Annotated in this window: 15 protein-coding genes and 1 pseudogene; 4 read left to right on the top strand and 12 right to left on the bottom strand. The window is 43.4% G+C overall.

Annotated features, from left to right (window positions below; genetic code table 11):
- Positions 1–60: 60 nt before the first annotated feature.
- Positions 61–1,824 carry a phospholipase D-like domain-containing protein gene (locus tag ACLD71_RS01480; RefSeq protein WP_411992596.1) on the bottom strand — a complete coding sequence of 588 codons (1,764 nt, stop codon included), beginning with the start codon at positions 1,822–1,824 and terminating at the stop codon, positions 61–63.
- A gap of 242 nt (positions 1,825–2,066) precedes the next feature.
- Between ACLD71_RS01480 and ACLD71_RS01485 the strand changes: the two genes are divergently transcribed.
- Entirely contained in the window at positions 2,067–2,804 is a 738-nt protein-coding gene (locus ACLD71_RS01485) for a substrate-binding periplasmic protein (protein ID WP_137674039.1), read from the top strand.
- Between the two features lie 2 nt (positions 2,805–2,806).
- On the opposite strand, the gene ACLD71_RS01490 is transcribed toward ACLD71_RS01485, so the two are convergent.
- From ACLD71_RS01490 to arfB (ACLD71_RS01505), 4 genes and pseudogenes are all read right to left on the bottom strand, one after another.
- Positions 2,807–4,105 carry a cation:proton antiporter gene (locus ACLD71_RS01490; protein WP_137674038.1) on the bottom strand — a complete coding sequence of 433 codons (1,299 nt, stop codon included), beginning with the start codon at positions 4,103–4,105 and terminating at the stop codon, positions 2,807–2,809.
- Between the two features lie 184 nt (positions 4,106–4,289).
- Positions 4,290–5,474 (bottom strand): AGE family epimerase/isomerase, encoded by a 1,185-nt coding sequence (locus tag ACLD71_RS01495; RefSeq protein WP_411992598.1) that lies wholly within the window; start codon positions 5,472–5,474, stop codon positions 4,290–4,292.
- Positions 5,475–5,476: 2 nt separating this feature from the next.
- Complete coding sequence (locus tag ACLD71_RS01500; protein WP_137674036.1) at positions 5,477–6,463, bottom strand: carbohydrate kinase family protein; 987 nt, start codon at positions 6,461–6,463, stop codon at positions 5,477–5,479.
- Between the two features lie 117 nt (positions 6,464–6,580).
- A pseudogene (gene arfB, locus ACLD71_RS01505) lies at positions 6,581–6,913 on the bottom strand (alternative ribosome rescue aminoacyl-tRNA hydrolase ArfB); the annotation flags it as partial.
- A gap of 415 nt (positions 6,914–7,328) precedes the next feature.
- Here arfB (ACLD71_RS01505) and ACLD71_RS01510 point away from each other — a divergent pair.
- Positions 7,329–7,538, top strand: a complete 210-nt coding sequence (locus ACLD71_RS01510) for a hypothetical protein (RefSeq protein WP_411992600.1) — start codon at positions 7,329–7,331, stop codon at positions 7,536–7,538.
- A 22-nt stretch (positions 7,539–7,560) separates the two neighbouring features.
- Here the strand turns inward: ACLD71_RS01510 and arfB (ACLD71_RS01515) are convergent, their stop codons facing one another.
- From arfB (ACLD71_RS01515) to ACLD71_RS01535, 5 genes are all read right to left on the bottom strand, one after another.
- Positions 7,561–7,971, bottom strand: a complete 411-nt coding sequence (arfB, locus tag ACLD71_RS01515) for an alternative ribosome rescue aminoacyl-tRNA hydrolase ArfB (protein ID WP_411992602.1) — start codon at positions 7,969–7,971, stop codon at positions 7,561–7,563.
- A 190-nt stretch (positions 7,972–8,161) separates the two neighbouring features.
- Positions 8,162–8,950, bottom strand: coding sequence for a type I methionyl aminopeptidase (map, locus tag ACLD71_RS01520; RefSeq protein WP_137672589.1), 789 nt, complete (start codon positions 8,948–8,950; stop codon positions 8,162–8,164).
- Positions 8,943–9,161, bottom strand: a complete 219-nt coding sequence (locus tag ACLD71_RS01525) for a ParD-like family protein (RefSeq protein WP_411992604.1) — start codon at positions 9,159–9,161, stop codon at positions 8,943–8,945. The genes map and ACLD71_RS01525 overlap by 8 nt, the downstream gene beginning before the upstream one ends.
- 124 nt (positions 9,162–9,285) lie before the next feature.
- The gene (locus tag ACLD71_RS01530) at positions 9,286–10,128 is read right to left on the bottom strand and encodes an ergot alkaloid biosynthesis protein (protein ID WP_137672587.1); all 843 of its coding nucleotides are present in this window, start codon (positions 10,126–10,128) and stop codon (positions 9,286–9,288) included.
- Positions 10,125–10,580, bottom strand: coding sequence for a nuclear transport factor 2 family protein (locus ACLD71_RS01535; RefSeq protein WP_201798707.1), 456 nt, complete (start codon positions 10,578–10,580; stop codon positions 10,125–10,127). Before ACLD71_RS01535 ends, ACLD71_RS01530 begins: the two co-directional genes overlap by 4 nt.
- Positions 10,581–10,655: 75 nt before the next feature.
- Between ACLD71_RS01535 and ACLD71_RS01540 the strand changes: the two genes are divergently transcribed.
- Positions 10,656–11,273: a TetR/AcrR family transcriptional regulator gene (locus tag ACLD71_RS01540; protein WP_137672586.1), complete on the top strand. Its 618-nt coding sequence runs from the start codon at positions 10,656–10,658 to the stop codon at positions 11,271–11,273.
- 48 nt (positions 11,274–11,321) lie between these two features.
- Here ACLD71_RS01540 and ACLD71_RS01545 read toward each other — a convergent pair whose 3' ends face one another.
- Positions 11,322–12,236 carry an AraC family transcriptional regulator gene (locus ACLD71_RS01545; protein ID WP_411992607.1) on the bottom strand — a complete coding sequence of 305 codons (915 nt, stop codon included), beginning with the start codon at positions 12,234–12,236 and terminating at the stop codon, positions 11,322–11,324.
- Between the two features lie 103 nt (positions 12,237–12,339).
- Between ACLD71_RS01545 and ACLD71_RS01550 the strand changes: the two genes are divergently transcribed.
- Entirely contained in the window at positions 12,340–13,104 is a 765-nt protein-coding gene (locus ACLD71_RS01550) for an SDR family oxidoreductase (RefSeq protein WP_137672584.1), read from the top strand.
- 204 nt (positions 13,105–13,308) lie between these two features.
- Here the strand turns inward: ACLD71_RS01550 and ACLD71_RS01555 are convergent, their stop codons facing one another.
- The gene (locus tag ACLD71_RS01555; protein ID WP_137672583.1) at positions 13,309–13,794 is read right to left on the bottom strand and encodes a DUF1097 domain-containing protein; all 486 of its coding nucleotides are present in this window, start codon (positions 13,792–13,794) and stop codon (positions 13,309–13,311) included.
- Positions 13,795–13,929: the final 135 nt, after the last annotated feature.

Genomic DNA, 13,929 nt, shown 5'->3' on the forward strand with positions numbered 1-13,929 from the left:
TCCCATATTACATAATTAAAAACGGCCCTAGAGCCGTTTTTTAAATGATTAAAGCGGGTGTTAAAACTGGTATTTCAAACCGGTTTTATCCAAGGTTTTGTATATCCCCCGTTGGCTGTCTGACGTGTATCCTTTCATTCCGCCCTGCTCTCTTACCTTATTGCGCATCTCTAACCACTCGTCACTGCCCCAACGAGACGATTGTGATTTAAGTAAATCAAACTCTTGATTAAGTCTATTTACGATACCAGAACCTTCGAAGAAAAAGCCCACTTCGTTGTTATATAACAATGAGCGAAAATCTAAGTTGGTGGTGCCTACAAAAGCAAAATTATCGACCACAATAAATTTTGCATGAAGTTTACCGTAGTAGGTTTCTCCCCCTAGCGCGGCAGCATCGGCCCTACCCAGCTGATAGAAGAAAATACGGGGATGATTAACCAATGCCTGCCACTCTTTAGAAGCGATAAAGTCAGGGTTTTGTTCATGCTTTGCTAAATCTGACTCCAGCCACAGCTCTACCATTTCCTTACTCATTAACATCGACGGAACCGTATGCATATCAATCACCGCTTGGGTGAAGAAATTGTCGCTGGTCAATACAGAATTGGTAATAATCTCAATCTTTCTTTCCGGATCTTTTTCTAACCACGCCAGCGTGGTATTAAGGTCTTTTTTCAATACACCTTCGTCTTTGAACAAGTCTGATTGCAAAAACAAATACGGCGATACCACGCGGATGGATTTTAGATCATTGTCGCCATAAGCGGTTCGCGCCAAAATGCCACTAATAGAGTTAGCGTTGGCTTTTTTGTTGGTGCTGTAGTGCTTTACTAAATCAGTAGCATTAAGATTATCCAATTCATGAGCAAAACGGGTCGTTGAGGGCGAGAAACCTTGTTGCAAATAAGACGCTGCTAATTGATATGCATTGGCAAACGCAGCAGAAGCCTTTAACTCAGCTAGGCTGTCTAAGGATATTTGCATGCGTTCGGTATAGGGGAAAACAGTGGATAGCTTTTTATTACCGGGTTTTGAGAACAATACCGAATAGTAGTATTCAGTCAGCTGTGCAGGTGAGCTTTTTCTATCTGCGTCAGGTTCTGGCCTTATTAACACTTCTAGATCCTTAAATGCGTTAGGGTCTGGCTCACCGTGGTGATCTAATCCGTAGTAATGCAAAGAGATATTGCGGCCTCCCGTCATTATCCACGCTTTTTCTGGATAAGCGCCGTCGACCACCAGCAGCTTATCGTGTGAACGGCGGTTAGCATTTGAACCAGACTGCGTAAGCGCGTTAAACACTACCGCCTGCACTCGTGCTCTGTTATTGGTAACTTCGCCATTTCGCGCTTTAACAAAGCCTGCCTTTTTAGCACATTCAATCAAACCTTTGAGGTCACCGTGCTCCATGCTTAGCGAGCCTAAACTATCAACCATAATACGTACATCTACGCCACGCTTAACCGCTTCACAAAGTGCACCAAGTATCGCATCACCAGATAGGTCAGGAGTATAAATGTAATAAGCTAAATCTAGGCTGTGCTCTGCCTGTTCAATTAAGTGGATTTTTACAGCCAAACTTTGAATAGCTTCATCAGTGCTTGAGCCAACAACTTTTACCGACGCCAGTTGATGAGGTAATTTAGATTCTGATGCTAGTTTTAGGTAATCTTGATCCAGCTCATCGGCTGCTCGCCAACGTCGATCTTCTAACTGCTTGGTGGTCCATGAGTCATCAATGGCATTGTCGGGAACCACTCTCTGCGCAGAACAAGCTTGCAGCAAGGCCAGCAGCAGTATCAAACGTCCATATTTGATCATCAATAACATCCTGTTTTATGACTAAGATTGGCAAAAATAACCACCTACTTTACCGAGTAGCAAGCTTCAAAGATAGCTACTCACGCAGATAAACAGCGATGTTAAGCCATTAAAAAACCTCTAAATGAGCGCGTAGATAAAAGTACTGTTGCCTTTCTAAACCTGCTTATTAACTCGCTGTTTTTACTAGCATAGTCTACTTTTAAACAAGTAATAGATCACTCTATAGGAGGTTTCATTACATGTTTAATAGATGGGCCTTTTGCATTGCATTATGTCTAATGCTCAACACCAAAACGTATAGCGAGAGCTACACCATTTACAGTATAGAAGCGCCACCATTAACCATGCTTAATAGCCAGCAAGCCGGGATAGTGGGTGATATTGTGCTAGAAGCGTTTCACCGCTTAGGGCATACGGTTAAGGTTGAAACCCTTCCTTGGAAGCGCGCTCAACGGTTAGCTAGTCAGGGGGATAACCAGTTCATCATGCCTTTAGCCTTGTTACCTAGCCGAGAGCAACATTTTACTTGGGTAGCGTACATTATGACTTTAGAGCGTAGTTTTGCGAGTACCCAAATACCCATAAATAGCTATCAACAAGCTAGGGAGCAGGTACACAAAATAGGGGTTGGCCAAGGCTCTGCGCAAGCGACAATCTTACAAAATAAGAACTATAAAAAAGACCAAGTTGTTGAAATTAAAATCGGCAAGGCCGCCGCAGAAATGCTACAGCGTGGCCGAATAGATGCGTGGTTTAATGGAACACCGGAATCGGTTTGGTATTGGAATCAACAATACCCAAAGCAGCCTTTGATAGTAGGTGACCCGGTTGAATCTAATCAACTATTTTTAGCTGCTTCTAAGAACGTTGATCCTATACTGGTTCAACAACTGGCACTCACTATTCAGCAACTACACGACGAAGGATTTGTTAAACGCACTGAGCAGCACTATTTAGGAGCACACGCGAAACCTTAACATTAGCTTTCCTTGTTACTTGGCGCTCTCGATAACTCTAAGTTTTTAGCCCGGTTGATCAATGGCACTATGCTGGATCCCTGCACTAAAATCGAGAACACAACCACCGCATAAGTCATCACTAAAATAATCTCTCGCACATCAATATTCTTCTCCGGTAAAATCATCACTCCCGTGGGTACCGACATCGCCATCGCTAAAGCCAAGCCGCCACGTAAACCACCCCAAGTTAGAATAGCGACCGACATAGGGTTGTAAGACTTAACCAGACTGAATCCCAAAAAAGGAAGTCCTACGCTTATCAAACGACTTAACAATACCAAAGGAATGGCTAGCAACATTAACCACATATCTTCGATATGAAAAACAAAGCCAACCAACACCAAACCAATCAGTAAAAACAGCAAATTATTGAGAAACTCCTCTAGTACATGCCACAGATGATCAAAGCTTTGTTTGCTCGCCTGAGTGAAGTACTTTTCTCGCGTAATGTTGCCAATATAGATACCCGCCACCACCATGGCTAAAGCGCCAGACACACCAAGGTATTCGGCAAATACAAAACCTGCAGTGGGAATAGACAAGCTCACGAGCAGCTCTAAAGAATCATCATCGGTATGTTTAATTAAGTAGTTGGCTGCTAAGCCTAGCAACAGCCCATAAACGATGCCACCGCCAGCTTCATGTAAAAACAGCCACGCTATGGCTGAACCGCTGAGCTCTTGATGAGTAAATGCAATGCCAAATACCGAGACAAACATCACCAATCCAAAACCGTCGTTAAACAATGACTCTCCTTCAACTTGGATAGAGATTTGCTGTGGAGCCTGCATTTTTTTCACAATAGCCAAGACAGCGATGGGATCGGTAGGAGAAATTAAAGCACCAAACAACAGGCAATAAATAAAGTCTAGCGGTAAGCCTACCCAAGGCAAAATCCACCACAATAAGCTGGCTACCAAAAAACTAGAGATTAAAGTAGAAAAAAGCGCTAGTACCGCAATTTCTGTGCGCTGAGCAGCCAAGTGTTTCAAGTTGATGCCAAGACCACCAGCAAACAATAAAAAACCGAGCATGCCGTGTAACAGTAAGTTTTGAAAATTGATCGCACTGATCGATTCAATCAACCGGGGGAAGGCCTGAAACAACTTGGTTTCGCCCAATAATATGAGTAACAGCGACAACACTATAGACGCGGCGGTAATTGTAATGGTGGATTGAACTGAGCCTATGCGGCTATTCACATAGGCAATTAACATGGCTAAGGCGGCCAGGTAACAAAGGCTGTAATAAGTATCCAAAGATGAGTCCAGTATTCAAGCAAATCATTGCTTAGTCATTAGCTGTAAACTCAAGTATAGACAGTGGCTTAAACAAGCTAACAAAATAGCCTGTTTAAACCTGTACATACTAATAAAACAGGTGCTTTACTGTCTTTTTTAACCCGTCTCTTTATCTCTCAATGCTAGACCTTATCAATCTACGTTACGCTTGCATGGCCCTTAGAACTTCTAAGCAGGCACCAATAGTATGATAGTCAATCTTCGCGCCGGGGCTGGCAATCAGAGGATCCATCACTTCACCCTCTCGGCTTAATACTCGCCACCAAGGCTGATGTTTAGCCTCACAAAACTGTTGCCAGCTGTACTTCCATAAACTGTCGTACGCTGTCCAATACGCCTGCTTGCCGGTAGCGGTGGCCAGTAATGCCGCAGCTGCGAAAGACTCCGCCTGTACCCAAAAATATTTTTCGTCATCACATACCGAACCATCGGGTGCTAAGCCGTAATATAGCCCACCATATTGATGATCCCAGGCTTTTTCCATGGCATACGTGAACAGTTTTTCTGCGCAAGGCAATAGCCAATCGGCACTATGGTGACGTGACAACATCACCAGCAATTTAGTCCACTCAGTTTGGTGACCAGGTTGAAAACCCCATGGACGATACAGGTTTTTAGGGTCGTTGCGGTTGAACTCCCAATCCACTTGCCATTGCGGGTTGTAATGCTCCCAAACTAAGCCATCTGTGGAATAGCATTGGCGTAAACAAATATTTTGAGCAATGGTAATCGCACGGTGTAAATAACGAGATTCTTGGGTAGCCTCGTACGCAGCAATCATTGCCTCGCATGCATGCATGTTGGCATTTTGACCGCGATAATCACTTACCGTTTGCCAATCGGCACTGGCTTCGTCGGCATACAATCCCCACTCCTGCTGCCAAAAACGCTGTTCCATTAGTTCAAAAGTAGCCGCTAGTTGTTGCTTAGCGCTTGCTCGTCCCACTTTTACTGCTGCAGAATACATCAGCATGACAAACGCTAAGCCATAACAATAGTTAGTTTGTTCTATTGGGCAATCACCATCAATCAACCAGTTATACGCTTGCCGTTGAGGGTCAAAATGGTGATTTTCTACATAACTAAAACCATGTTCAGCTAAGTCTAAAAACGCCTTATTTTGTTCACGTAAACCCACATGGGCAAAAATGTAAGCTAAGCGAGTCGAGCTGACTAATTGCTTTACACTGTCATGCTGAGCTTCGCCGCTAGGCAATAAGGCTTGAAAATAGCCACCACTCGGGTCTATAGCATGCTCTTGGTAAAATTCGCTAAGCGCTAAAACATGCTGCTGCAAAAACTGCGAACTACGAAAAACGGGAAGCATAGTTACTCCTTGTGTTGAATAAACTGTTGGATATCTTGATGTGAGGGCAAAGCGCTCCAAGCGCCACGTTTAGTTACCGCTAACGCGCCAGCAACCACCGCATGGTTAAGCGCATCCGCTAAGGGAGAAACTAAAGAAATGGCGTGCTCAAGGGCGGCAGAATCGGTAATGCTCTGCTCAATAAGTGACGCTAGCCAGGCTCCAGTAAAGGCATCGCCGGCGCCAGTAGTATCCACCACATCCACCTTAGGTGTAGCCAACTGCAGGGTTTCTTTTGCGCTAAACAGTTGCACGGGCTCAGCCCCATCAGTAAGTAAAATGAGTTTTACGCCAAGTGCAAACAAATGACTAGCCAGATCGTCAACTTGCACACCTTTAGCTAAATAATTCCATTCTTCCAAGCTTAACTTAAGCATGTCTGATAGAGCCGCAGCCTGCATAACCCGAGGGATAAGCTGCTCTGTGCTTGGCCACAACGCTAAACGTAAGTTCACATCAAAACTGACTAACATGCCACCTTGTTTGGCCGCAGTAATAGCCTGTAAAGTGGTGTCAGCAATCGCCGCTTCGGTGAGGGTATTGGAGCATATATGAAACAGCCCTGCCCCAGAAAACAGTTGCTGAGGAAAATCACTAAACGACAGTTTTAGATCGGCTGAATTGTTACGATGAAAACTAAAGCTGCGCTCGCCACTGGCATCTAAACTAACAAAGGCCATTGGCGTAGGGTGTTCGGATGTACAGAGTAAATAGTCACAGTTTACCTGTTGTTGTTGCAAACAATCTCGAAGGTAAACACCAGCAGCATCTTCGCCTAGCTGGCCTAACATGTATGCAGGTTGCCCAAGTCCTGCTACAGCAACCGCTACATTGGCGGGAGCTCCACCTGGATATTGCCCATAGATAGGAATGTCGATTTTGCCTTGGCGCTGAAATTCCAAAGGGATCCAATCTACCAATACTTCACCAAAGGCCAACAGTCGCGACATAACTACTTCCTTAGTTTTCGGCTAATAAGTGCCTTCAACGTTACACATAAGAAACCGCTTAGTCAGCCCTAAATAGCCTTAGATAATGTGTTTCCTAGTGTTTTCCGAGCAAGGTCACTAATAGCTAATTTTGTTGCGTAATTGTTTGGTTTGGCCGCGTTGGGTTTTCTTATCCATACGTCTACGCTGAGAGCCATATGTAGCTTTAGTCGCTCGGCGGCTTTTTTGTACCACCGCAGCACTAACAATTAGCTCTTTTAGCCGCTGCAATGCGTCTTCTTTATTACGTTCTTGAGTACGGTGGCTTTGCGCTTTAAGCACTAAAACGCCGTCTTTACTGATGCGTTGGTCGTTGAGTTTAAGTAAGCGTTCTTTATAAAAAGCAGGAAGGCTGGAACGCTTAATATCAAAGCGTAAGTGCACCGCACTGGACACTTTATTAACATTTCGTTTATAGCGAAACTATTTTATTTCTATTAGAGAGATCTAGTTATCCAAGATATTGATATATATGGCGTATATTAAACATTAGGTAGGGCGACTACCTTTACATAAACTTATGTTTTTGTAAAAAACGTGTAAAAAGATGCATAAAGAGTATGTTTTTTGCGTTTTCTGACCCTCAGAACTCCACTTTTCCACGTAGTGATTTAGCCCTTCTCTGCTTAACTTTCTTGTCCACCCTTCGCTTCTGAGAACCTTTTGTAGGTTTAGTCGGACACCGACTCTTTTTTATGGACGTTGCGGTTATGATTAATTCATTCAGTCGAGTCAAAGCTTCTTGACGGTTTTTCTCTTGGGTTCTGTGTTTTTGAGCTTTTCCAGTGTAAGAGCTCATATCGGCACTAGCTTTAGCTCATCAAAGATGAAAGACGCTTCAACTGTAAAGGTAGTCATTACTTTTGATTCTGATGAAGAAGCTGAAGAGCAACCTGAACCTGAACTAGAGGTGCAAGTGGTCGAGCCTGATTTGGAGGAAATAAAGCGAAACCTCCAAGTTGAAGAGGAGCGGCCAAAAGTTTCTCAGAGTATCTCTGTTAAAGGGAAACGCAGAGTAAGATTGAGGAAAAGGTAACTGTCAAATCAGGTATGAGCTACTACTGAACCTTACCTCTTAATGCTTTGGTTTGGCCTTTGCGTTTCTTGGAGTCCATTCTTCGCTTTTGTGAGTTTCTGGTGGGCTTCGTTGCCCTTCTTGCCTTTTGGACAACTGTAGCAGATAGGATTAGCTGCTTTAGCCTTTCTAGCGCGTCATCTCTGTTTTGTTCTTGGGTTCGGTATTGCTGGGCTTTGATGACAATTACGCCGTCCTTAGTCACCCGAGAATCAGTTAAAGCCAATAGTCTCTGCTTATAGAAGTCAGGCAATGTTGAACAGTTGATATCAAATCTCAAATGTACAGCTGAGCTTGTCTTATTTACTTTCTGACCTCCAGCACCCATAGCTCTTATTGCTGTGAGTTCTATTTCCCAGTCTGCTAATTCCACACTGTTAGAGATTTTAAGCATCTATATGCCTCAAAGGTGTTCGTTATAGTTGTGGTTCTAGTATGTAAGTGGTAAGGCCTGAGAATCCTAGACATTTTCTAGGCCCTTAAAATATGGTTCATCCGTAACTCAAAAATGCCCCATTGTGTTTTAGCGAGTTTTTTTGCTGATAGATTTCGTCTAAGGTCTTCATTACTTTTTTTAACTCAGGTTAAATGTGCAAATCAGCAGACTCTTCATCGCGAAGAGTCAGGACTTCATATCCAGACTTTGTTACCAGAATGGTGTGTTCTGACTGAGCAGACAACTTTTTATCACGTGTGATTACCGTCCATCCATCTTTCTTGGTTTTGGTCTTTGCTGAGCCTTGGTTTACCATTGGTTCAATGGTAAACACCATTCCTTCTTCTAGTGTCACGCCGTCGTTTGGAATACCATAATGTAGGACCTGAGGTGCTTCATGCATTTCCCGACCTATACCGTGGCCACAGTACTCTCTTACAATGCTGTAACCATGCGACTCTGCGTAACTCTGGATAGCATGACCAACGTCTCCCAGCGTCGCCCCCGGTCTCACCTGTCTTATCCCTTTCCACATCGCTTCGTAGGTAACTATTGCAAGTTTCTTAGCTAAAGGTGGTGCTTCAGGCATAAGATACATCTTGCTAGAGTCAGCAATAAAACCGTTTTTTTCCAAAGTAATGTCTAGATTGATGATGTCTCTGGCTTTTAGAAACTGGCTTGCTTTTGGCACACCATGGCATACCACTTCATTGACCGAAGAGTTCAATACATACTGATACCCGTATTGTCCTTTGCTTGCCGGGCGAGCTTCAAGTTCATCAGTAATGAATCTCTCTACAGCATCATTGATATCCATCGTTGAAACGCCGGGCTTAACATAGGAATCCAGCATTTTGAACACCATAGCAAGCAGCCTTCCTGATTGCCGCATAAGTGCGATTTCGTGATTATTTTTTATCGTGATGTGACTACTCATAATCTCGCTCTTGAGGGGGTACTCTGTTTGGAACCGAAACCGATGCCATCAGTTCTGATATCAACTGGTTAAATGAAAGCTCAGGATGTAACTCTGCTAGCATGCCTACTTTAATCCAGAACTCTGCCTGAGAGTTGATAGAACGATGCATGACGGAACTTGCTTTGCGAAGCTCTTCATGGAGCTCATCAGAAATTTTTACTATACCCATAGATATGCAGTTTGTATATGAATCATATATACATTGTATACTACGGGATAATTTGTTCAAACCGATATTAAGCGAGCTGCTTTTGCAGACCTCGGACGATGACTGCAAAAGCTTAGATCGTTTATCAGCGTATCCAGTTCATGGTAGCTTGCTCAGCAAAATCTAGAAAAGAGATTGGATCTTTACCGGTCAGTTTTTTTACTTCATTTGAGCAGTTTTCTTCTGAACCGAGGGAGATAGACGTATCCATGGCAGACAGCACGTTGGCATAGACTAGCTCCATTCCTGAAATTATAAAACGCTGTCGAAGTTGCCCCTCTGTCAACTTAATATGTTCAACTGGTTTGTTGATCACTCTGCTTATCATACTAGCAACATCATCATAAGTAATGGCAGATGGACCCGTCATAATAACATCTCGATTAAGAGGCTCTTTTTGAGTTAAAGCAACCGCAGCTACTGAAGCAATATCGTCAGCATCGATAAAAGGGACTCGGCCGTTGTCAGTGGCAGAATAAATAGCCCCTTCTGATAAAATTGTTTCCAGATGCTGCTGCTCAGAGAAGTTCTGCATAAACCAAGTCGGCCTTAGCGCGGCCCATTCTGGGACCGTTTCTTCCAAGTAAGCATGCACCGCCCCCATCATTGGCCCGCCTTTCGGTAAAGAGGAGGCGCTAAGCAATACAAATCTCTTCACTCCTTTTTTCACCGCGTAATCGATAAAAGGCTTCATCACATCTAGCGGTTCGGCGACATTAGCTGGTGCGAGCAAATAGATGGCTTTTACATCTTTGAGTGCTGCGTCATAGGTCGTCTCATCACCCCAGATAAACCGTATACTCTCATAATCGTTTATTGGTAAGGCTGATCGAGAAGCAACACGAACACTTACACCCTGCAGGGTAAGTTTTTCAGCTATGCGTTTGCCAGTTTTTCCGGTTCCACCCGTAATTAATACAGTGTTCATTTTTTGTCTCCTGCACGTTGAGTCAGTGAGCTAAGATCGCCAATCGCATCCAATGCAATGATTGGGTTCCAGTAATCCAGATACTTCTGTATTTTTCCATTTTTTAAGGTAATCACTGAAATGTATCGTTGGTTGTAGGCTCGTCCTGTTTTTAGCCCAAGCCCAGCGCATTCGAACTCTATGATGACCACATTCGGATCCAGAGTGTGATGCACTGTAGGTTTGCTGATTTCCCCAATGCTAATCACTTCACTTACGCTCAATAGGTATTTTGCGAGGGCTTCCGAACCTTCGATTTTTTTTACAGCGCCTTCTGGTGCATAGGGGAATTCCATAACACCGTCTTGGGCGACCATATCGATAAAGTTTTCTGCAGATGGGTTAAGCTTTTCCCCAAGGGCATTTTTAAGCATTCCCGAAAAATCTGTAAAAGCTGTCTGAATATCATTCATGATTTACTCCTCTGGCCTTGCTTTACGATGGAACGACATCGTATCATTGATAATATAACTATAGGGGGACTTTGAATGGAACGCAAGTGTATCGACGAAAATAGATCTACGCGTCGTAAACCTAGTGGAGCAGCAGTAAAAAAAGAATCAGTAACCAGAGCAATTGAAAAAGCACTCTTTGAGGAGTGGGCTGTTACAGGATACTCAGCTATTTCAATTGAGTCAGTTGCTAAAAGAGCTGGAGTAGGTAAAGCGGCAATTTACCGTCGCTGGCCTTCTAAACTAGTCATGGTTACAGATCTAGTAAACAAAGTGGGAGTTAACTTGTTTGTGACTCCGGATACAGGTGACCTTTATCAGGATGTTCATCAGATACTGCTCCAGCTTAGAAGGTTGCTTCGTCATCCTTTGATTGCAAGGATTCTACCCGATTTACATGCAGAAATGGGACGTAATCAAGCGTTAGCTTCGGAAATACGCGCAACAGTGCAGGTTCAACGTAGGTCTAGCGCAGAAAAAGTATTACAGGGTGCAATTGAACGAAGGCAAATTGGTCCTGATAAAGATATCGAGATGACTTTGGATATGCTGGGTAGCATGATTTACTGGCGTATGGTGATTACCAAAAAAAGGGCAGATAAAAAGTACCTAGATAAATTAACTAGCTTGATTGTCCGATACCTTATTGACTAGCTTGTTAAAGCATCTGCAATCAGCACTAAGTTAATGGCCGAACTCAAGCTAGTTGTTTTCCACAAGCTGTCCTCTGAAAGCTGAGGGAGATACCCCCTGATGTCGCAGGAAAGCGCTGCTGAACGAACTACTTGAATTATACCCGACTTCTAATGCAATAGAGATGACTGGTTCTCTCCCTTCTTTAAGAAGGGATTTGGCCTTGGCCATTCTCCATTGCAGAAGATAACTTAAGGGTGTCATACCTACAGTATCTTTAAAGCGAGAAAAAAAAGCAGAGCGGGACATTCCAGCTTCCGCAGCTAAAGACTCACCAGACCAAGGATATGCAGGTTGGTCATGGATAGCTCTTAAAGCTTTAGCAACGCATTTATCTGCCAATCCACGTATTAGACTAGGAAGTTCATTGGAAAGGTGAGCTGAGCGAAATGCGTTTATCAACAGTATTCGTAACAAATAGTCGGTGATGACCTCTCCAGCAGGTTTAGGCGCTAAAACTTCTTCTTTGATCAAAGAGGTTAAAGAGGTTATAGCAGTAATTTGCTCCTTTCCCCGTAGGACCATGCTTGAAGGAAGCAATGATAGCAACATGTCCTTATCCTGACATTTAAAGCTACAGTGACCAATTATCATACGGGTGCTTATATCCGCTCCATTCTCGCCAATCCACACTCTGCCGGGTCCTATTTGTTGCGGCTTGTCGAAAAAGCTAGAAGTTGTTGGCTGAACGGAGGAGATCGCGGCTTTTTGCGCTTCAGGAATAAGTATAAAGTCGGATTCATTTAGCTGAATTGGAGGGGCATCGTTGACCGATACTAACACCTCACCTGTAACTGCTAGACAATAGAATAGCCTGTCTAGCCTAGCTCTTTGAACTTGAAAAGGCCCGCTTGCTTCAGCGAGTTTAATTTCTGGAGCATAAGGGGCTAAAAGGGAGACAACGTCAGAAAGAGGATCCCGCATAAAATACCATTGATAAACGTTTTTGTACTATCGAGTATTCATAGTGTTAATGAACCTGTCAATATTGGCTCTCCCCAAAAGGTAGACATGACTAGGAGAGCTTATGAAAACAGTATTAATCACAGGGTGTTCATCAGGATTTGGTTTAGCGATTGCTCAACATTTCTTAGATAATGGATGGAAAGTTATTGCAACCATGAGAAGAGTCAATCCCAACTTACTGCCCCAATCTGAGAACTTAAAGCTGATAGAGTTGGATGTAACTCAAACAGAAAGCATCCATCAAGCTGTCGAGCTAGCAGGTGATGTTGATGTGCTGGTTAACAACGCTGGTGTAGGGTGGTTATCAGTATTAGAAAGCGCACCTGACAGGGTTATCAGAAATATCTTTGATACCAATACATTTGGTTGTTTTGAGATGATAAGAGCGGTGCTACCCGGAATGCGGGCTAACGGGGTGGGGACCATAATCAACGTATCTTCCAGTGTCACTATAAAGCCACTGCCTTTGTTGGCTGCTTATACCGCGAGTAAAGCTGCCTTAAATGCATTTTCTGAGTGTTTGGCTTTGGAGCTAAAACCCTTGGGGATAAACGTGCATCTTGTTTTGCCGGGTCAATCTCCGGGCACTGATTTTAGCAAAAATGCTATCGCGGCAATGGATCAGAGCAGTCAAACACCTGCTGAGTATGAACCTTTCATTGAAGAAGTAATGAGTAAGTTCACCTCTACTTCACCAGAGGATCTTACACAGAGCCAGGATGTGGTGGAGGCCGTTTGGCGAGCGGCAACTGACATCGAAAGCCCATTCAAGTTGGTTGCTGGAAAAGACGCGATACGCGCTCAACAAGAAGTCTGCGCCGGATAAACTGGCTGTTTACCCTGATACAATTGTATCAGGGTAAACATGACTGCCACTGGGTAAACCAATGCGCTCTAAAGCAAATCTAGGAAAAGTAATGACGTTTATCCGATGAAGTATATAAAAGAGTCAGCCCAACCTAAGTTGGATTCTATCTCCCTATCTCCCTATCTTTTTAGCCTTCTTTACTCTAATTATAGCCATTTGATATCAGTTGGCATCAGACGCACTGCGAATGAGCTTGCCTTGTATCATTGCTGTGCAGAATGCTGCGATGATTCCTACCGCGGTTACAATAAGCATAGGCATCGTGCTTGATATCCCTACTGGCATATGCGCCGCAATAAATGCAATCATTCCTAAAAAATAAGAAGGGATATTATTAAATAGAGGAATACCTCGCAATGAAACGATAACTAATGCAACAACAAATACAACAGGCGTTATAGACCAAAAACCTATTTGTTGAGCTAGACTAGCGATTGCAAGTCCCGCGAAATTGGCAATAATAATACCTAGTGCTAAGCAACCATAGGTTGTAAAAATACCAGGCAGTGTGTGTTTTCCAGTATAGAAAGCAACCCAGCCAATAAACATGGCCCATACAGGCCAACTTAGACTGTTAGCTAATGTAGCGGCAAGTGTGGCCGTAATTGCGGCAATCAGACTAACTAATAAATAATTAAAATTGAACATTTCGTTTTCTCTTCAAAATTGAAATTCAGTTTAAGGTTTAAAGCAAAATAACTCGCTACGATAGTTCGGGCCCACTTCAGGGCTATAAACGCCAACAACACTGGAGGAAGAAATACTAGAGGAAAAATATAAATT

The organism is Agarivorans sp. DSG3-1 (assembly GCF_046774965.1).
In the GTDB taxonomy this organism is placed as follows: Bacteria; Pseudomonadota; Gammaproteobacteria; order Enterobacterales; family Celerinatantimonadaceae; genus Agarivorans.